Below are 21,937 nucleotides of genomic sequence, written 5' to 3'. Positions count from 1 at the left end.
ATGAAAAGGTTAATTCATATACATATTTTTATTTTTTTGCTGGTTTTGTCTGGTTGTTCTGATGATAAAAAAATTGAAGCAACAGCAAAACCAAATATCATTTTAATACTTACTGATGATCAAGGTTTTGGTGATTTGGGCTACTATGGTAACCCAATTGTAAAAACTCCTGTTATTGATAGTTTAGCTAGTAAAAGTGTCCGTTTTGATGAGTTTTTAGTGTCACCTGTTTGTGCACCAACTAGAGCTTCAATTATGACAGGGCGTTATGCTATGAGAACTGGCGTTTATGATACACAACGTGGCGGATCATTGATGGCTACTTCAGAAATTACTATTGCCGAACTTTTACAAGAAGCAAATTATAAAACTGGAATAATTGGCAAATGGCATTTAGGAGATAATTATCCTATGAGACCACAAGATCAAGGTTTTGACTATACGTTAAACCATCTTTCAGGTGGTATTGGGCAACCAGGTGATTGGCCAAATACGATAAACCCTGATAGTAGTTATTACAACCCTACCCTTTGGAAAAACGGAACACAGGTAAAAACTGAAGGGTATTGTTCAGATGTTTTTGGAACGGCAGCTATCGATTTTGTAGAAGAAAATAAAGACAATCCTTTTTTTTTATACCTATCATTTAATGCACCTCACACACCATTGCAGGTGCCGCAAGAATATTATGATTTGTATAAAGATGTTGACGTAAAAAAAGCCTTTAAGAATGATTCTAAACCATTTCCGAATATGTACCCGAAAGCTAATGAATATGCACGAAAGGTATATGGGATGGTTACAAATATTGATGATAATTTAGGTCGATTGTTTAAGAAATTACAAGAGTTAAATATTGATGAAAACACACTAGTTATTTTTATGACCGATAATGGCCCTCAAGATCCGCGTTATATCGCAGGCTTGAGAGGTAAAAAATCTTCTGTATTTCAAGGTGGTATTAAGGTGCCAAGTTTTTGGTATTTTCCTAGTAAATTTAAAACGCCTAGAGATGTAAAAACTACCGTAGCACATTTAGATATTTTACCAACACTTGCAGAGTTTTGTGGAATTGAATTACCAAAAGATAATGCTATTGATGGGGTAAGTTTAATGCCTTTGTTAACTGATGAAAATGCAACTCTTAAAAGTCGTACTATAAACAACTATTGGTCAAGAAAACATCCTGTTAAATATAAAAATATTTCTACAACAAAAGACTCATTAAAATTAGTTGCGTTAGAAAATGACTTTAAAGGAAGTGATACATATGAGTTGTTTAATATAAAAAATGATCCTTACGAATTACATGATATTTCAAATTCTGACACTTTAAAAGTGAAAGAAATGAAATCTGAAATGAAAGCTTGGATTGCAGAAATGTTACATTCAGAAAATTTCATAAAGACTCCAAGACCAATTATTGGCACAAAACACGAGAACCCTTTAGTACTGAATTTAAATGATGCATTATACCATAGAGAAGAAGGTGTAAGAAAACCTATTGCTAGCTGGGAAGTTAATTTTTCTAAAACAGGGAATTACGCTATCAATGTTCATACATACGCAGAAATAGATGAAGACAGTCAACTTCTATTAAAAGTTGGTAATACTATAAAACAAATGAATTTCAAAAAACCAAACAGTAAAATGTTAATGGTTGATTCACTTAAAGTTGATAAAGGAGATATTGATATAATGGCTGAAATTTTCACTAAAAAAGATGGTGAAGATCTATTAACAATGCCATTATACCTTGAAGTTAAGTCTTTAGATTAAAGAAAAAATATGAAGAAATTAGCAAAACATATATTTATAAGTTGTTTTTGTGCTGTTACATTTTTTAGTACACAAAATATACAAGCGCAGGAAGATTTGAAACTGTTTTATAACTCGCCTGCAGAAAAATGGGTTGAAGCTTTGCCAATTGGTAATGGTAGTCTTGGAGCAATGGTTTATGGTGGTGTTACTCAAGAACATATTCAGTTTAATCAAGAAACATTATGGGCTGGTAAACCTCATGATTATGCGCATAAAGGTGCAAGTAAATACTTAGCTGAAATAAGACAATTGCTTGCGGATGGTAAGCAATTAGAAGCACAGACTTTAGCTCAAAAAGAATTTATGAGTGAACCATTAAAGCAAGTACCGTATCAACCTTTCGGAGATTTATATATTGCTTTTAATGGCCATGAAAACTTTGCCAATTACCAAAGAGAATTAGATGTAGAAGAGGCTATTAGTAAAGTTTCTTATACGGTAAACGGAGTTGATTATAAAAGAGAAGTTTTTTCAAGTTTCCCAGATCAAGTTATAGCAGTAAACTTAACATCAAGTAAATCAAAAGCATTAAATTTTAAGTTGTGGTTAGATGCTTTACATGAGGATAAATCAGTAAAGTCAAACGGAAATACACAAACTTTAGAAGTACAAGTAAAAGACGGAGCTTTAAGAGGTGTAGCAACACTAAAAATTAAAACCAATGGTACTATTGTAGCCGTAAACGGAAAACTTCAAATAACAGATGCTTCAAAAGCAACCATCTACTTGACTGCGGCTACAAATTTTATTGATTTTAATGATGTAACTGGTAACCCAAATAAAATAGTAGATGAGATTTTAGCTAATGTAGCATCAGAAAAATATAAAAAAACAAAGAAGAAGCATATTGAAGATTACCAATCATTATACAATCGTTTTGAATTAGACTTAGGTGATAATGGTAAGTCAAAAACAGCTACAGATAAAAGATTATTAGATTTTTCAACTAATCCTGATGATCCTCAATTTGTAGCATTGTATGTACAATATGCGCGTTATTTGATGATAGCTAGTAGTCGTCCTGGTAGTAAGCCAGCAACGCTACAAGGTATTTGGAATGATAAATTAAACCCACCTTGGTTTAGTAGCTATACAACAAATATTAATTTAGAAATGAATTATTGGCCAGTTGAAATAGCTAATTTAAGTGAGTGTCACGAGCCATTATTTGATTTTATTGAAGATATTTCTAAAACAGGAAAAACTGTAGCTAAAGAACAATATGATGCTGATGGATGGATTGTTCATCATAATGTTGATATCTGGAGAGGTGCTGCTCCAGTAAATGCTTCCCATCACGGTATTTGGTTAGGTGGGGCAGGTTGGTTGAGTTCACATATATGGGAACATTACTTATTTACTCAAGATAAAGAATTTTTAAAAGAGAATTATCACTTAATGCGTGATGCAGCAAGGTTCTATTCTGAATTTTTATACGAAGATGAAAAAACAGGGTATTTAATAAGTTCACCTTCAAACTCACCCGAAATAGGAGGTTTAGTTGCTGGTCCAACAATGGATCATCAAATAATAAGAGCTTTGTTTAAAAGTATTATTGAGGCTAGTGCAATTTTAAAAATCGATGAAGATTTTTCAAAAGAACTAGCAGTTATGATTCCTAAGATAGCACCAAATAAAATTGGTAAACATGGGCAATTGCAAGAGTGGTTAGAAGACAAGGACGATCCTGAAAGTCATCACAGACATGTATCACACCTTTGGGCTGTTTACCCTGGAAATGAAATTAATTATGAGGAAACTCCAGAATTAATGAAAGCGGCCAAACAATCATTAGAATATAGAGGAGATAATGGTACAGGTTGGAGTTTAGCTTGGAAAGTTAATTTCTGGTCTCGTTTTAAAGATGGCGACCATTCATACAAATTACTAAATAAATTATTGAGCCCAGCTGAAAGGCCTAACGGAAAAGTAGGTGGTGGATCATATCCAAATTTATTTGATGCACATCCACCTTTTCAAATTGATGGGAATTTTGGAGGAGCTTCAGGAATTTTAGAGATGATTTTACAAAGTCATTTAGGTAAAATAGAAATATTACCAGCATTACCTAAAACGCTAACAAAAGGTAGTGTTTCAGGTATAGTTGCTAGAGGCGGTTTTGAATTGTCGTTTGAATGGGGGAATTCTGAATTAAAAACAGTAAAGGTTACTTCTAAAAAAGGCCAAAATTGTAAACTGGTTTATAAAGGCAAAGAAATAGAATTTGAAACAGAAGCAGGAAAAACGTATACGTTTGATCGTGCTTTAAATAAAAAATAAATAGTTAAAAGAACAGATTTTATGAAGCTGATAATAGGCATAATAATTACTATTTTAGGTTTTAATATAGGAGTATTTGCACAAGATAATCCTAATATAATTATCATTTTTACAGATGATCAAGGGTATCAAGATGTTGGGGTTTTTGGTTCGCCATTGATTAGTACGCCAAATCTAGATAATATGGCAAAAGAAGGTATAAAATTTACTGACTTTTATGCGGCATCTTCTGTATGTTCGCCGTCAAGAGCAGCTTTGTTAACAGGCGCATACCCTCCTCGTGTGGGTGTACCTAAAGTATTATGGCCAAACCTTCCTGGAGGGTTGAGTAATGAAGAGACTACAATTGCCAACATGCTAAAAACTAAAAATTATGTTACAGCATGCATAGGTAAGTGGCATTTGGGAGATCAACAGCAGTATTTACCAACATCACAAGGTTTTGATAGGTATTATGGTATTCCGTTTAGTAATGATATGTCTGTAAATCCAAATGCTAAAATATCTCAAAAAATAGTTTTTAGAGAGGACATGACTTTAGATAGCCTTAAAGAAAAAAAATGGAGAGGTGGAAAAGTACCTTTAATGAATCAGGATGAGATTGTTGAATACCCAGTAAATCAATCAAACATAACAAAACGCTATACAGAACAGGCTATTAATTTTATTACTAAAAATAAAAATGAAAACTTTTTTCTGTATTTGGCACATTCTATGCCACACGTACCTTTATATGCCTCAGAGAATTTTAAAGGTAAAAGTAAAAGAGGTTTGTATGGTGATGCTGTAGAAGAAATAGATTGGAGTGTTGGTGAAATTTTAAACACTTTAAAACAACAAGGTTTAGATGAAAATACATTGATAATTTTTACTTCAGATAACGGACCTTGGACATCAAAAGGAGAACAGGGTGGTAGTGCATTACCATTAAGAGGGCAAAAACACGAAACTTTTGAAGGAGGATTTCGAGTGCCAATGATTGCTCAATGGAAAGGAAAAATCGCACCTTCTACAGTAACAGATGAAGTAGCTTCAACTATTGATATTTTGCCAACGTTAGCATATTTGACCAGTGCAGATTTACCAAAAGAAAAGATTGATGGTAAAAACATATGGCCATTATTATCAGGAAAAAGCAATAAAAAATCACCTTATAATAAGGGAGGATTTTACTATTATCTAGATTCTAGATTAGAAGCTGTAAGAAAAGGAGATTGGAAATTGAGAATAGTAGAAGATAATGTGGCGCTTTACAATTTAAAAAACGATATATCAGAACAACATAATTTAGCATCAGAACACCCTAAAATAGTAAAAAAACTAAAAAAAATGATGACGAATTTTGATGAAGAATTAGATCAAAATAAAAGAAATCAACAACACTTAAGAACAAAATAATGTCTTTTAAAAGCATCTTACAGATAACCATAATAAGTATCTTTCTCTTTTCTTGTAAAGATAAAAATCCAATAAACAAAGAGAAGAAGAGTACTGTTGCAAAACCAAATATCATTTATATTTTGGCAGATGATTTAGGTTATGGAGATGTATCTATTTATAATAAAAATTCAAAAATACAAACTCCAAATATTGATAATTTAGCTTCTGATGGTGTTATGTATACTGATGCCCATACTAGTTCTGCTGTTTGTACACCAACACGATATAGTATTTTAACAGGTCGTTATAATTGGAGAACTAGCCTTAAACAAGGTGTGGTAAGTGGTTACTCTAAGTCCTTAATTCAGCCAGAACGTTCAACAGTTGCAGATTTATTAAAAAACAATGGCTACAATACCGCTTTTATTGGTAAATGGCATATGGGTTGGGACTGGGATATTAGACAACCAGATTCTCTTGGTTTAGATATTGATAATTTAAAATCTAGACCGGTAGTGGATTTTACAACACCAATTAAGAATGGCCCCAATACACATGGTTTTGATTATAGTTATGGTTTTTGTGGCTCTTTAGATATGCCACCTTATGTTTGGGTAGAAAACGATATACCAACAAGCGTACCAACAAAATTAACTAAAGGTAAAACCAAACAAGGCACTTGGAGAAAAGGGCTAACTGCTGATGATTTTGAACACGAACAAGCGTTACCAGAAATTACAAAACATACTGTAAGTTATATTGGTGAAAATGCTAAAAGTGACAAGCCATTTTTTGTATATATGCCACTTCCGGCACCACACACCCCAATTCTTCCAACAGCAGAGTTTCAAGGTACGAGTAATTTAGATAATCCGTATGCCGATTTTGTTATTATGGTTGACTGGGTAGTAGGTGAAGTAACAAAAGCTCTAGAAGCAAACGGCATTGCGGAAAATACATTAATTGTGTTTACAAGTGATAATGGTTGTTCACCAACGGCAAACTTTAAACAATTAAAAAGCAAAGACCATAATCCAAGTTATGTGTATCGAGGAACAAAATCTGATATATATGAAGGCGGACATCGTGTACCTTACATCATGTCTTGGAAAAATAAAATTACAGCTTCAAAATCTGATCAATTACTTTGTACAACAGATTTTTATGCTACAGTTGCCGATGTTATAGGTGTTGATTTACCCGATAATGTTGCTGAAGATAGCTTTAGTCATTTATCAACAACTAATTTAAGTAGCGATGAACCAAAACGTGAAAGCATTATTCATCATTCTGTTCGTGGAGACTTCGCTTACCGTAAAGGGGATTACAAGGTAAATTTTTGTAAAGGTTCTGGAGGATGGAGCTACCCAAATATCAATACTAAAAAAGCAATTTATGATACATTACCAGCAGTGCAACTCTATAACGTAAAATATGACGTAGCTGAAAAACATAATTTGCAAGCAGAGCACCCTGAAATAATTAAAGAGTACAAAGCAGATTTATTAAAAATCATAAACAACGGAAGAAGTACTACAGGAGAAAAGCAACAAAATGATGAAGCTAGCTCTTGGCCACAATTAGAAAATTTAAACGAGAATAAATTTTAGTAAATCAACCCATGAAAAAGAAAATGAAAATAAAACAGATTTTAACTTCTGTAGTTTTGGGTGGAATTATCGCAATTTCACTAGCCTTTACTACTAAAAAAGATCCGCCATATAAAAATCCAAAGCTCTCTGTTGAAGAACGCGTAAGCGATTTGTTAAGTAGAATGACTCTAGAAGAAAAGTTCTGGCAAATGTTTATGATTCCGGGTGATTTGAGTATTGGGAAAGATAAATTAAAACATGGTATTTTCGGTTTTCAAATTTCATCAAAAGGTAAAAATGATAATGCTGCCGAACAAATCATGGATTACGGAACTGCAGGTACTGCAGAAAGCATGGCCAATGAGATTAACGATCTTCAAAAATACTTTTTAGAAGAAACGCGTTTGGGTATACCAATTATTCCTTTTAACGAAGCATTACACGGTTTAGCTCGTGGTGGTGCAACAACTTTTCCTCAAGCAATTGCATTAGCATCAACTTGGGATACTGATTTAGTCGGTGATGTTGCAAGCGCAATTACTAAAGAGACAAAAACAAGAGGTATTCGTCAAATACTATCTCCAGTATTAAACATAGCTCGCGATGTACGTTGGGGGCGTGTAGAAGAAACGTATGGTGAAGATCCATACTTAACAACACAAATGGGAGTTGCATTTATTAGTCAGTTTGAAAATGCAGGGGTGATTACAACACCAAAACACTTTGTAGCCAATGTTGGTGCAGGTGGTCGTGATAGTTACCCAATTAGTTTTAATGAGCGTTTGTTAGAAGAAATTTATTTCCCAGCATTTAAAGCTGTTTTTAAAGAAGCAGGTGCACGTTCAGTAATGACATCTTATAACTCATTAGACGGTACACCTTGTACATCAAATGAATGGTTGTTACGTGATAAACTTAAAGATGAGTGGGGTTTTAATGGCTTTGTAATTTCCGACGCAGGTGCTACTGGTGGAGCAAATGTATTACACTTTACAGCGGCTAATTATGCTGAAGCTACAGAAGATGCTGTTGAAGCAGGTTTAGATGTTATGTTTCAAACCAATTACAATCACTTTCCTTTGTTTTGGGAAGCATATGAAAAAGGGATGGTTGACATTAAAGCCATTGATGAAGCAGTAAGTAGAGTTTTAAGAGCAAAATTTGAATTAGGTTTATTTGAAGATCCTTATGTTAATGCGAAACAAGCAAAAATTTGGAATGGTCATAAAACACACCGTGAATTGGCTAAAAAAGCGGCTTCAAAATCAATGGTGTTATTAAAAAATGAGAACCAAACATTACCAGTTAATAAATCGTCTCAAAAAGTAGCACTTATTGGTCACGATGTAAAAACGGTAAGATTAGGAGGTTATAGCGGACCAGGTAATGATTTAGTTTCTATGTACGATGGTGTTGCTAGTAAAATTGGAAAAGAAAATATTGAATATGCAGAAGGTGTTGCATTAACTGAAGTAAAATATAAACCCATTGCGTCTGTTAATTTATCTACGATGAGTGAAGGTAAAAACGTAGAGGGATTAAAAGGTGATTATTTTGATAATATTAAATTAAGTGGAAAACCAAAAGTAGAACGTATTGATAAAAAAGTAAGCTTTGGATGGACGCTTTTTTCTCCACATGAAGATTTACCATACGATTGGTTTTCTGTTCGTTGGACAGGTAAAATTAAAGCAACTAAAACAGGTGTTTTTAATATTGGTATTGAAGGTAATGATGGTTACCGTATGTATTTAGATGGTAAATTACTTATTGATAATTGGCAAAAGCAATCATACAACACTACATTAAAAGAGTTTTCTTTTGAAAAAGGAAAAGAGTATGATGTGAACATTGAATTTTATGAATCTGCAGGAAATGCAAAATTTAAATTAGTTTGGGATGCTGATATTCAAGATGAATGGAAAAAAGAAATCGAAGATGCTGTAGCTGTAGCTAAAAAAAGTGATGTAGCTGTAGTTTTTGCAGGTATTCACGAAGGTGAATTCAGAGATCGTGCCTTATTAGCATTACCAGGTCACCAAGAAGAACTGATAAAAGCAGTTGCTAAAACAGGAAAGCCTACGGTTGTAGTTTTAGTTGGTGGTAGTGCTATTACTATGGCAAACTGGATTAATGATGTTGATGGTATTATTATGGCTTGGTATGCTGGTGAAAATGGAGGAAATGGTTTTGCAGATATTCTTTTTGGGGATGAAAACCCAGCAGGGCGTTTACCTATAACTTTTCCAGTCGATGAAGCGCAATGTCCCTTATACTATAACAATAAACCGACAGGTAGAGGTGATAACTATCATAACTTAACTGGTCAACCATTATTCCCATTTGGTTACGGTTTAAGCTATACAAATTTTGAATATTCAGATTTAGAATTTAGTAAAAATAATATTGCACCAACTGAAAAAATTAAAGTGACTTGTACTGTTAAAAATAATGGTGCAGTTGCGGGTGATGAGGTAGTACAAATGTATATCCGTGATGAGTTAGCATCAGTGTCAAGACCAATAAAAGAATTAAAAGGTTTTACACGTATTTACTTAAAGGCAGGAGAGTCTCAAAAAGTGACTTTTGAATTAGGTCCGAATGAGCTTTCAATGTTAGATAAAGATTTAAAAAGATTAGTAGAAGCAGGTGATTTTAGAATAATGATAGGTGCTTCATCAAAAGATATTCGTTTAAGAGAAATTTTAACTGTAAAATAAAAAAGTATATGAAAATTTTAAAAAGTTTACTGTTAATTATAGTTGTTGTTTTTACAGCCTGTAAAGAAGAGGAAAAAGCTCTAGCTGTTTCATGGGTTAGTAGTACAGAAGATAATGTTTGGAATGATAAGAAATATATAGAAAGAGAAGGAGAAATAACTTCTGATATTGCTATTACTGTCAACACTGAAAATCAAGAGCAAGAAATTACTGGTTTTGGTGGTTGTTTTAATGAATTAGGTTGGGATGCTTTAGGAATGGTTACTCCTGAAGAAAAACAACAAATATTAAATGATTTAGTAAGTCAAGAAACAGGTTGTAAGTTCAATCTTTTTAGAATGCCAATTGGTGCTAATGACTATGCGGTAGACTGGTATAGTTTTAATGAAACGGATGGTGATTTTGCAATGGAAAACTTTTCTATTGATCGTGATAAAAAACGTTTAATTCCATATATTAAAGAAGCACAAAAAATAAACCCAGATATTGCTGTTTGGGCTTCACCCTGGTGTCCACCATCTTGGATGAAACATAGCAAGCATTATGCGTGTAAAGCAAATCCAGAATTTAATGATTTGCCTTTAGAGTTGAGCAATACGGAAGAATTGGTTTCTCGTTTTATTACAGAGCCAGAATATTTCGAATCTTATGCATTATACTTTTCAAAGTTTGTACAAGCATATGCAGCAGAGGGTATTGAAATAGGAGCGGTACATGTTCAAAACGAATATAATTCGGCACAAAACTTTCCATCATGTGTTTGGAAACCTCAAGATTTAGGAATTTTTATTGCAGATTATTTAGGCCCTAAATTTAAAACTGATGGTTTAGATACTGAAATTTGGTTAGGTACTGTTGAACGTCCACAAATTGAAAGAGTTGAAAATGTATTAGAATATAAAAACACGAAAAATTACGTTACTGGTGTTGGTTTTCAATGGGCAGGTAAAGGTGCTATTGAGGGTGTTCATGCAAAATATCCAGAAATGGAACTAATGCAGACAGAAACAGAATGTGGTGATGGCTCTAATGATTGGAAAGCTGCAGAACATACCTTTGATTTAATGAAACATTATTTTAAAAATGGTGCAAATTCATACATGTACTGGAATATGGTTTTAGATGAAACAGGTAAAAGTCAATGGGGTTGGAAACAAAATTCTATGATTTCTATCGATAGTAAAACAAAAGCAATTACTTACAATCCGGAGTTTTATTTAATGAAACATTTAAGTGCTTACGTAGCACCAGGATCAGTAAAATTAGCAGCAACTGGTGGTGATGATGATACAATTGTATTTTATAATGAAGCTGAAAATAAAGTTGTAGTGTTAACTTACAATAACGAAGATCAAAACCGTGAGTTAAACTTTAAGATTAACGATAAAGAAATAAATGCTTTGCTTGACGCTAAATCATTCAACACTTTTACAGTTAGCTTATAAAATATCATAAAGATGAATAGAAGAAATTTTGTAAAATATTTAGGAGCATCTGGTATTGTAATAAGTGCATCATCATGTGCTTCGATAAATATTTTTGGAAGCAGTTATGATGAAGAAATATCTCGTGAAGCATGGAAAAAACTTGCTAATAAAGGCGTTGCTTTTAAGTATGTAGATCCTAACAAGAAATTACCTAATGTTTTTATTTACGGAGATTCTATTTCAATTGGGTATACAACAACAGTTAGAGAAGAATTAGAAGAAAAAGCTAATGTATTTCGATTCCACAAAAACGGACAATCAAGTAATAAGTTTATTCCTTTTGTAGAGAAGATGAAAACAACTATGTTTCAACCATATTTAAAAGGTGGTTGGGATTTTGATTGGGATGTAATTCATTTTAATGTTGGTTTACATGATTTAAAGTATATGAAAAGTGGTAAGCTTGATATTGAAAATGGAAAGCAAGTAAGTAGCACTGAAAAATATAAAGAAAATCTTGATAAGATTTGTAAATATTTAAAGAAGGAATATCCTAAGGCAAAATTAATTTTTGCAACTACTACGGCTGTTCCTGCAGAAGGAGCAGATGGTAGAGTTACTGGTGATAGTGTAAAATATAATAAAGCAGCATTACAAGTTTTAGAAAACTACCCATCAATACAAGTTAATGATTTGTATGCATTTACAAAACCACACGAAAAAGAGTGGTACATAAAACCTCACAATGTACATTATAACGAATTAGGGAAAAAAGAACAAGGCAAGCATGTAGCAAAACTAATTGCTGAAAATTTATAATTATGAATAAACTATTATTTTTTATATCAATTTTATTTTTCTCAATTGTTGTAAAAGCACAAGAGAATACATTTATTCCTCAACCAGAATCTGTTGTTTTTAATACAGGTGGTTTTAATTTGAATAGTGGTACTCAGGTATATATTGCATCAAAATATAATTCAGTTTTAGAGCCTATAGTTGCTTCAGAATTAACAAAAGATACGGGCTTAAGTTTATTTATAAATAAAGGTAAAGCAAAAGTTAATTCAAATTATATACTTTTTGAGAAGGTAAAAGATCCCTCGATAGATGCTGAAGGTTATAAGTTAGAAATTACGCCAGACAAAGTTGTTATAAAAGCGAAAGATTACGCAGGTATGTTCAATGGTTTTCAAACTTTAAGACAAGCTATTCCTTTAGGTGTAAGAGGAGCGACAGCAATACCTTGTATGATAATAACTGATAATCCAAGGTTTCATTGGAGAGGAGTTTTGTTTGATGTGTCACGTCACTTTCAAACTAAAGAATTCGTAAAAAAACAGATTGAAGTACTATCCGCCTATAAAATAAATATTTTTCATTTACACTTAACTGATGATCAAGGTTGGAGAATTGAAATTAAAAAATACCCTAATCTAACTAAGAAAGGTGCTTGGAGAGCAGAAAGAGACGGAATAGCTTGGTGGAGTAGGGAAGCAGCAACAGCTGAAGAACCTAAAACGGTTGGTGGTTTTTATACACAAGAAGATATCAAAGAAATTATTGCATACGCTAAAACTAGAAATGTAGAAATTATTCCAGAGATTGATGTTCCTGGTCATAGTAAAGCTTTGGTAGTTTCATACCCAGAGTTATTCTGTTCTGACATTGATACTTCTAATGTAAATTTTGAAGTAGCTGTTGGAGGTAAAGCACCAAACAATACTATTTGTCCTGCGAGTGAATTTACTTATGAGTTTTTAGAAGGTGTAATTGAAGAAATTGCAGATTTGTTTCCCTCTAAATATATACACATTGGTGGTGATGAGTGTAACAAATCAGATTGGAAAAAGAGCGCAATGTGTGCGCAACTAATGAAAGATAATGATTTGGAAGACTATGAAGAACTTCAGAGTTATTTTATACAACGCATTCATAAAATTGTAAAAAAACAAAAGAAAACTATGATTGGTTGGGATGAAGTATTAAGCGGTAATGGTGTTCCTGGAGCTACTATTATGGCATGGCGTAGAGGCAAATACACTCCTGAGTTACAAGCACCAAAAAAAGGATACCCAACAATTATGACTTCTTATTTACATTCTTACATAAGTAGAGTGCAAGGACCAACAATTATGGAGCCAGAAGGACCAAATTCAGTATTGCCACTTTCAGTAGTTTATAACCATGAGCCTGTACCAGCAGAATTAACAGCTGAAGAGGCTAGTAGAGTTTTAGGTAATCAAGCATCTTTATGGGGTGAATTTACTCCGACTGAAGAGCATTTTGAATATATGTTATATCCAAGAACATTAGCTAGCGCTGAAGTATCATGGAGCAACCCAAAAGTAAAAAACTGGGAGCGTTTTCAGCATGCATTAGAAACATCACATTTTGAAAGGTTGAAAAATGAAAATGTAAACGTTGCACAAAGTTTATTTACGGTATATCCTGCTTTTGGTATTGATCAATTACACGATAAAGCTATTGTGTATTTAGAAACAGAAGCAGTAGGTTATGATATTTATTATACTACTGATGGTGAAGACCCAACAGTTGAAGCAAACAAATATACCGGCGATTTTAGAGTGAAACCAAAATCACTTTTAAAAGCGGGTTTGTTTAATAAAGAAGGAGAATTATTAGGAGAGATAACGGAAGTAAGATTAAAATGATGAGCATGAAAATTTCAAAAATAGTAGTATTACTAATGTTGGTTGCGAGTTCAGTAACAGCACAACAGAAACCGAATATACTTTATATCATTTGTGATGATCTAGGTTATGGAGATGTACAAGCTTTAAACCCTGAGAAAGGGAAGATATTAACTCCAAAAATTGATGCTTTTGCGAAAGAATCAATGACGTTTACTGATGCACATTCAGCTTCAGCAGTATGTACGCCATCACGTTATGCAATTTTAACGGGTCGTTATTCATGGCGTTCAAGATTACAACAGGGAGTTTTAGCAAGTGGCGATGAACTAGAACCACTAATTGATAAAGATCAAATGACAGTGCCAAAAATGCTTAAAAAAGCAGGCTATAAAACAGCTGCAATTGGTAAATGGCACTTAGGTTTTAAGTTTGTTGATGATGAAGGAAAACCTGTTCAGGTATACGACGGAAAAAAAGTAGTAGGACCTGCAATTGGTTCAACGGTACCAAACGGACCTGTTTCGCGTGGGTTTGATTCTTATATAGGTTTTCACCACTCGCGTGTAATGAAAACTGTTATAAAAGATGACAAGGTAGTTGATAAAATGGAACCAATTAAAATGCTTCAATTTTTAGGAGATCATGCTGAAGATTATATAACTAAAGCATCAAAAACTGAAGAACCATTTTTTATGTATTTAGCATTAAACTCTCCACACAGTCCAGTTGTACCTTCAAAAGCTTGGCAAGGAAAAAGTGGCATGGGAGCTTATGCTGATTTTGTAATGGAAACAGATGATGTGGTAGGTCGTGTACTTGAGGCTTTAGAGAAAAATGGAATAGCAGATAATACTTTAGTTTTCTTTACTAGTGATAACGGTTGCTCAGCACCTGTAGCAAAAGCGGGTAAGTTAGAAAAAGAATTTGGTCACTACCCAAGTGCAGATTTTAGAGGTTATAAATCTGATATTTGGGAAGGCGGACACCGCATACCTTTTATTGTAAGGTGGCCAGGAAAAATTGAAGCAGGTTCTAAAAATGACAAGCTTATTTGTCAAACAAGTTTAATGGCTACAAGTGCAGCAATTACAGGTTTAGATTTAGGAGATTCAGAAGGTGTAGATTCGTATAGTATTCTGCCTATGTTAGAAAATAAGAAAGCAAAAACAGACTATAATTTAGTAGTTCATCACTCTATAAATGGTAAGTTTTCTATCCGTAATAAAAAATGGAAATTAGAATTAACACCTGGTTCTGGAGGCTGGAGTCAACCAACGGATAATAAAGCTATAAAAGAAAATTACCCTGATATACAGTTGTACAACATGAAAAAAGATGTTGAAGAAACTACAAATGTGTATAACAAACACCCTAAGCTAGTCAAAAAAATGACAGAACAATTAAAGCAGATTGTTGAAAATGGGAGAACAACTTCAGGTGAATTACAAGAAAATGATGTTACTGTAGATATGTTTAAAAAAGGACTTACTAAAAAAGCAGGAGCACATTAAGATTATTTAAGATTACAGCGTAAAATATGAGAATTGAAAAAATAAAATTACCAGTTTATTATTGCTTACTACTAAGTGTATTAGTTGCTGTTTCGTGTTCATCTTCAAAGAAAAATACTGAAGATGTTGCAGAGACAGTAGTTGCTGTAAAAGAGGGAAAACAACCTGTAGATTATATTGACCCTATTATTGGTGCAATTACCTATGGTAAAAAATCAAAAGATGCCCACGGTTTCGGAAAAACATTTCCAGGGTCAGCAACACCTTTTGGTTTGGTACAATTAAGTCCTGATACTTTTACAGGTGGTGATAATGGACCTGGTTATTCTTATGCACACCCAACTTTAGAAGGGTTCAGTTTTACGCATATGAGTGGTATTGGTTGGTTTGGTGATTTGGGTAACTTTTTAGTTACACCAACCGTTGGTAAGCTACAAACCAATAGAGGCGTTCCTGAGGATCCAGAAAGTGGTTACCGTTCTCGTTTTTCTCATGATACAGAAACTACTGAGGCAGGGTACTATGCAGTAACTTTAGATGATTATAATGTTAAAACAGAATTAACTTCAGCACCAAGAGCTGGAATTATCAAGTTTACCTACCCTGAAAGTGATAGAGCTCGTATTCAAATTGATTTATCACGTAGAGTAGGTGGTACATCAACCGAACAGTATATAAAAATCGTTAATGAAAACACTATTGAAGGTTGGATGAAATGCCCGCCTGAAGGTGGTGGTTGGGGTGCTGGAGCTGGTAATGCTGATTATGTGGTGTATTTCTACTGTCAGTTTAGCAAGCCATTAAAAGATTACGGAATTTGGAAAGCCAATATTCCTGATGTGCCAAGAAAAATGCGTTATATCAGAAGGGATAATTATCAAGATGCTGTTAAAAATGCAGAAATATTTACTGACAAAACTGAAATGCAAGGTAAGCATCTAGGATTTTACACAAATTTTGACACTAAAGAAGGTGAAGAAGTTTTATTGAAAAGTGGAATTTCATTTGTTAGTGTTGCAGGTGCTAAAGAGAATTTAGAGCATGATATTGACCATTGGGATTTTGACCAAACAAGACAAGAAGCTCGTGATAGCTGGAGCAAAGCCATTGAAAATATAACTGTTGAGGGCGGTACAGATGATGAAAAAACTATTTTTTACACCTCATTATATCACACGTTAATAGATCCCCGCGCATTTTCTGATGTAAATGGAAATTACGTTGGAGCTGATAAAAAAATACATCAAACAGATGATTTTACGTATCGCACTATTTTTAGTGGTTGGGATGTTTTTAGATCCCAATTTCCTTTACAAACAATAATAAATCCAGAGTTGGTGAACGATGAAATAAATTCATTGTTACAAATGGCCGAATTGAGTGGTAGAGAGTATTTGCCACGATGGGAAATGTTAAACTCGTACTCGGGTGTTATGTTAGGTAATCCCGCGGTATCAGTTATTAATGATGCGTACCAAAAAGGAATTCGTAATTATGATGTTGAAAAGGCATTTCAATATTCTTTAAATACTGTAAATAATACAGGCAATGGTGAGTTAGGGTATTCACATAAGCATATTTCAAAAACTTTAGAATATGCGTATTCAGATTGGGCTTTGGCTACCATGGCTAAGTCTTTAGGCAAGAATACAATTGCAACTCAGTATTTTAAGAAAAGTAAAAATTATAAGAATATCTGGAACGACGAAGTACAGTGGTTTAGAGCTAAAGATAGTACTGGTACTTGGTTAGAATGGAAAGGGAAAACAGTACATGGTCAAGGGTGTATTGAAAGTAATCCGTATCAACAGGGTTGGTTTGTTCCACATGATATTGATGGTTTAAAAGAATTAATGGGTGGTGAGGAAGCTTTTAAAAATGAATTAATTTCTTTCTTTGATAAGACGCCTGAAGATTTTCTTTGGAACAATTATTACAACCACCCGAATGAGCCTGTACACCACGTACCTTTTATGTTAAATGAAGCAGGTGTGCCGCATTTAACTCAAAAATATACACGTACTATTTGTAGTGATGCTTACGGAACTGATGCCTATGGTTTGTGTGGTAATGAAGATGTCGGGCAAATGTCTGCTTGGTATGTATTAGCATCAATTGGAATTCACCCTATAAATCCTGGAGATAATAAATATCAAATTACGAGTCCAGTATTTAATGAGGTTGAAATAAAATTAGACAACAATTACTACTCAGGAAAAACCTTCAGAATTATAGCAAAAAACAATTCTAAAGAGAATATTTATATTCAATCCATGAAACTAAATGGTAAAACTTTAGATAGGTATTGGATTACGCACAAAGAAATTACACAAGGTGGTGTTTTGGAATTTGAAATGGGAGTTACTCCTAAAATTTAAGAAAAGGTATCAACTTATAACAGTATTAAAATAAATTAAATATGAAAAAAATAACTCTAATATTTTTGTTGAGTTTGTTTTTAATTTCTTGTACGCAATCAGAAAAAAAAGAAACAATTGTAACTATGACCTCTTTATTAGATGAAATGGTAGATCGTGATGCAATTTCGAGATTTCCAAAACAAAACTTTCGCTTAAAACAAGAAAGTAGTTACAGCAGAGCTTCAAAAACCCCAAATGATACAGTAGGTTGGTTTGTAAATCAGGATTTTAACAGAAAAAATAAAGAAGAAGACCAAAATTTTATTCGAACCGAAGAAATTAATGGACAAAAAGAATGGGTATTAATGGATCATCAAGGTGCTGGAGCTATAGTACGTACTTGGATGCCTTTTTTAAATGCAAAAAAACCAAATACAACTAGTATAATTAAAATATATTTAGATGGAGCAACAGAACCAACGTTGCAAGGAAATATGTTGGGACTTTTAAACGGAACTGGTTTGTTTCCGTTTCCCTTTGCACATAAATCGTTACGATCGGCGGTATCTTTTTTTCCTATTCCTTATGCTAAAAATTGTAAGATTACAGTAACCGAAAAACCATTTTTCTATCAATTTACATATCGTGAATATGATGAAGGTACAAAAATAAAAACGTTTACTTTAGAAGATTTTAAACAGGAAAATGCGTTAATTAAAGAAGTTGGTGAAGCCTTATTAACTCCGGAAAAGATAACAGAAGGTAAGCGATTTGCATTATCAGAATCTTTAAACGCAGGTGAAGAAAAATCTATTGAATTGGCTTCAGGAACAAAAGCTGTTCAAGGATTGTCATTAAAACTTGGAAATTATAAAGATTCAACGGTTACACGATCTGTAGTTTTAAAAATGGAGTTCGATGGGAAAGAAACGGTTTGGAGTCCTATTGGCGATTTTTTTGGTAGTGGTATAGGTTTAAATCCTTTTCAAGGTTGGTACAGAACTGTTGAGAATGATGGAACAATGTCTAGCAGATGGGTAATGCCATATCAAAAAATAGGAAAAATCTCTGTTATTAATCTTGGAGATAATCCTATAGAGATCAATTTAGAAGCTGAAGTTGGCGATTATACTTGGGATGAAAACAGCATGTATTTCAATGCGGCTTGGAGAGGAGAATATCCCGTTTCTACAAGACCATTCTCTGACTGGAATTATGTAACACTAAAAGGACGAGGTGTATATGTTGGTGATGCTTTAACGATATGGAATCCTGTTAAAAAATGGTGGGGTGAAGGCGATGAAAAAATTTGGGTAGATGGAGAAGATTTTCCTTCAATTTTTGGAACTGGAACAGAAGACTATTATGGCTATTCTTGGGGCGGGGTGAGTAACGATTTTTATGAGCATCCATTCCATGCACAACCCAATTCTAATAAATATAACAAAAATAATAGAAAAACGGAAGCAGAGTTTGGAGATAGAAATACCCAAAAATATAGTACAGAAACAAGAACTCGCGCTTTAGATGTCATGCCTTTTGGCACCTCACTTCAACTTGATATGGAAATTTGGAGCTGGACTAAATGCGATATGGAGTATAGTGTAGGCGTGTATTGGTATGGAGATGCCAAAACAACATCAAACAGAACACCAAATCCGGAAACTGTAAAACAACTTATAAATACAGAAAAAAAATTAATTAACTAAGCAGTCGTATGACAACCAAAAGTCTCTCAACCTTATTAATAGCATTATTTTCAACAGTAATTTTAATGGCTCAAGATACTATTCCTTTAACAAAGGGATTAATGGTCGGGTCTACAAACCAAGCTAGACGAACTATTATTTATACAGATCCAGTTTTTTATAGTTTTATTTCTGATGATAATTACAAGCCCATAGAAAATGATGTTATTGGAGTAGGTAGAGATGGTGAAGATGAAAAATGGGAAAAAGTTGAAGCAGATGAAAAAGGTGTTTTTAAAAGCAGAAAACTTAGAGGAGGTTATTTATATGTAACCTATAATTCACCAGTTGAAGAGCTTCGAATTTTAGAAATTTCAGGACATAATGAAGTCTATGTAAATGGTGTTCCTCGCGGAGGTGATGTTTACAACAAACATTTGACATTCCATCCTATAGAATTAAAAAAAGGTGAAAATACATTTTTGGTAAAAGGAGGTCGTGGACAGGTAAACATGCAATTATTACCTGTTGTAAAGCCTATTTCTTTATTAAAAAGAGATATGACTATTCCTGATTTTTTAACTACAGAAAGCGATACAAAAATTGGTTCAATAAGATTATTGAATGCTACTAAAAGTAATTTAAAAAATCTAAAATTAGTAACTGTTTCAAACGGTAAAAAAATAGAAACCAAAGTACCGAGTATTGTTCCACTAGCAATGCGAAAAGTGGCATATAATGTTCAAGATTCATTTTCTAAGAAAGATACAGTTCGAGTAAAAGTTCAATTATTTAATGGAAATGAGCTTCTTGATGAAGCTTCAATTCTATATCATGTAAAGACTCCTACAGACAGATATTCAAGAACATTTATTTCTAAGATAGATGGAAGTGTACAGTATTATTCAGTTAAAGAGGGCGATTTAAAAACGGATGAAAAACCAGCAATGTTTTTATCGGTTCATGGCGCGAGTGTAGAAGCAAGAAACCAAGCTGCTTCTTATAAAGCTAAAGATTGGGGCCATGTAATAGCACCGACAAACCGAAGAGATTATGGTTTTAATTGGGAAGACTGGGGCCGTTGGGATGCTATGGAAGTTCAAAAAATTGCAGAAGATAAGTATGGTACAGATCCAAAACGTACATATTTAACAGGGCATTCTATGGGTGGTCATGGAACTTGGCATTTAGGGGCAACATTTCCTAACAAATGGGCGGCTATTGCACCTATTTCGGGTTGGTATTCATTGTTTTCGTATGCAGGAAAAGAGAAGGAAGAAAATGAATTGGCTGTAGATCATATGTTTACACGTTCTAACCATGCCAGTCACACTTTAGAATTATCGAGAAATTATTTGCATCACGGGGTTTATATTCAACATGGTGATGCTGATGAAACTGTACCTGTAGAGCAAGCTCGTTTTATGCGAAAGCATTTGGCAGGGTTTCATCCTGATTTCGCATATTTAGAATATGAAGATAAGAAACACTGGTTTGGTATTGATTTTCATACCATTTTCGATTATTTCAAATGGCATACTATTCCTGAAAATGATGTTGTAAAAACATTTGAGTTTAGAACAGCAAATCCAGGAATTTCTTCTGAAAGTCGTTATGTAACGCTTTATCAGCAAGAAAAATTATTTGAATTTTCAGGAGTTAAAGCAACTCAAAATATACGTACAGAAAAACAAATTAAGAAAAATGAGTTTTTAAAAACTCGGAATATTTCTATTGAAACAGAAAATCTAAGAAAGTTTAAGGTCGATTTAAAACATACAAAAACATCTGATACTTTAAATATTACGATTGATGATTCAGAATTTGAAAATTTATCAGCTAAAAAAGGAAAAGAAGCTTGGTTTGAAAAAGTAAACGAGAAATGGATTTTAACCAATGCACCAACAAATACTTTTGAGAAAAACCCAAAACGTTACGGAAATTTTAAAGAAGCATTTAAAAATAATATGCTTTTTGTTTACGGAACAAAAGGGAATGTTACTGAAAATAAATGGGCTTTTAATAAAGCACGCTTTGATGCAGAAACTTTTTATTATCGTGGCAATGGTTCTATAGATATCATTTCTGATAAAGAATTTTCACTTAAAAAATATAAAGAACGTTCGGTTATTATTTATGGGAATGCTTCAACCAATAGTGCATGGAAGTTGTTGTTAAAAGATAGTCCGGTACAAGTAAAACGAAACGAAATTAAGGTAGGAGGTGAAATTTTAAAAGGTGATAATTATGGTGTCTACTTAACGTATCCAAGAAAAGATAGTGAAGTAGCATCGGTAGCAGTGGTTACAGGAACAGGGATTAGTGGGTTTAAAACTGTAATACCTAATAAATATTTTGGATCTGGTACTGATATTCCTGACGTGATGATTTTAAATACTTCAATTTATAAAAGTGGAATAAAAGGCATTGAGGCTGTTGGATATTATGGTAATGATTGGAGTTTAGAAAATGGAGATTTAGAATGGAAAAAATAACTAAAA

At 33.3% G+C, this 21,937-nt stretch carries 12 protein-coding genes; all 12 read left to right on the top strand.

The window, feature by feature from the left end; all coding sequences use genetic code 11:
* From KO500_RS16220 to KO500_RS16165, 12 genes are read left to right on the top strand one after another with little or no spacing between them, the layout of a single operon-like run.
* Entirely contained in the window at positions 1 to 1,779 is a 1,779-nt protein-coding gene (locus tag KO500_RS16220) for an arylsulfatase (RefSeq protein WP_215957608.1), read from the top strand.
* A 9-nt stretch (positions 1,780 to 1,788) separates the two neighbouring features.
* Positions 1,789 to 4,101: a glycoside hydrolase family 95 protein gene (locus KO500_RS16215; protein ID WP_215957607.1), complete on the top strand. Its 2,313-nt coding sequence runs from the start codon at positions 1,789 to 1,791 to the stop codon at positions 4,099 to 4,101.
* A gap of 21 nt (positions 4,102 to 4,122) precedes the next feature.
* The gene (locus tag KO500_RS16210; protein WP_215957606.1) at positions 4,123 to 5,499 is read left to right on the top strand and encodes a sulfatase family protein; all 1,377 of its coding nucleotides are present in this window, start codon (positions 4,123 to 4,125) and stop codon (positions 5,497 to 5,499) included.
* The gene (locus KO500_RS16205; RefSeq protein ID WP_215957605.1) at positions 5,499 to 7,091 is read left to right on the top strand and encodes a sulfatase family protein; all 1,593 of its coding nucleotides are present in this window, start codon (positions 5,499 to 5,501) and stop codon (positions 7,089 to 7,091) included. The genes KO500_RS16210 and KO500_RS16205 overlap by 1 nt, the downstream gene beginning before the upstream one ends.
* An 11-nt stretch (positions 7,092 to 7,102) precedes the next feature.
* Complete coding sequence (locus KO500_RS16200; RefSeq protein ID WP_252732593.1) at positions 7,103 to 9,793, top strand: glycoside hydrolase family 3 N-terminal domain-containing protein; 2,691 nt, start codon at positions 7,103 to 7,105, stop codon at positions 9,791 to 9,793.
* Between the two features lie 8 nt (positions 9,794 to 9,801).
* On the top strand, positions 9,802 to 11,238 hold the full coding sequence (locus tag KO500_RS16195; protein ID WP_215957604.1) for a glycoside hydrolase family 30 protein: 1,437 nt from the start codon (positions 9,802 to 9,804) through the stop codon (positions 11,236 to 11,238).
* Positions 11,239 to 11,250: 12 nt separating this feature from the next.
* On the top strand, positions 11,251 to 12,039 hold the full coding sequence (locus KO500_RS16190) for an SGNH/GDSL hydrolase family protein (protein ID WP_215957603.1): 789 nt from the start codon (positions 11,251 to 11,253) through the stop codon (positions 12,037 to 12,039).
* Between the two features lie 2 nt (positions 12,040 to 12,041).
* Complete coding sequence (locus tag KO500_RS16185) at positions 12,042 to 13,895, top strand: beta-N-acetylhexosaminidase (protein WP_215957602.1); 1,854 nt, start codon at positions 12,042 to 12,044, stop codon at positions 13,893 to 13,895.
* A 5-nt stretch (positions 13,896 to 13,900) separates the two neighbouring features.
* Positions 13,901 to 15,388: a sulfatase family protein gene (locus KO500_RS16180; RefSeq protein WP_215957601.1), complete on the top strand. Its 1,488-nt coding sequence runs from the start codon at positions 13,901 to 13,903 to the stop codon at positions 15,386 to 15,388.
* A gap of 26 nt (positions 15,389 to 15,414) precedes the next feature.
* Positions 15,415 to 17,766 (top strand): GH92 family glycosyl hydrolase, encoded by a 2,352-nt coding sequence (locus KO500_RS16175; RefSeq protein ID WP_215957600.1) that lies wholly within the window; start codon positions 15,415 to 15,417, stop codon positions 17,764 to 17,766.
* A 41-nt stretch (positions 17,767 to 17,807) separates the two neighbouring features.
* Positions 17,808 to 19,457 carry a glycoside hydrolase family 172 protein gene (locus KO500_RS16170; RefSeq protein ID WP_215957599.1) on the top strand — a complete coding sequence of 550 codons (1,650 nt, stop codon included), beginning with the start codon at positions 17,808 to 17,810 and terminating at the stop codon, positions 19,455 to 19,457.
* Between the two features lie 8 nt (positions 19,458 to 19,465).
* Positions 19,466 to 21,931, top strand: coding sequence for an alpha/beta hydrolase-fold protein (locus tag KO500_RS16165; RefSeq protein WP_215957598.1), 2,466 nt, complete (start codon positions 19,466 to 19,468; stop codon positions 21,929 to 21,931).
* The last annotated feature ends 6 nt before the right edge of the window (positions 21,932 to 21,937 follow it).

This window comes from Cellulophaga baltica (assembly GCF_018861125.1).
Taxonomy (GTDB): domain Bacteria; phylum Bacteroidota; class Bacteroidia; order Flavobacteriales; family Flavobacteriaceae; genus Cellulophaga; species Cellulophaga baltica_A.
This window is presented reverse-complemented; position numbering and strand designations above follow the sequence as displayed.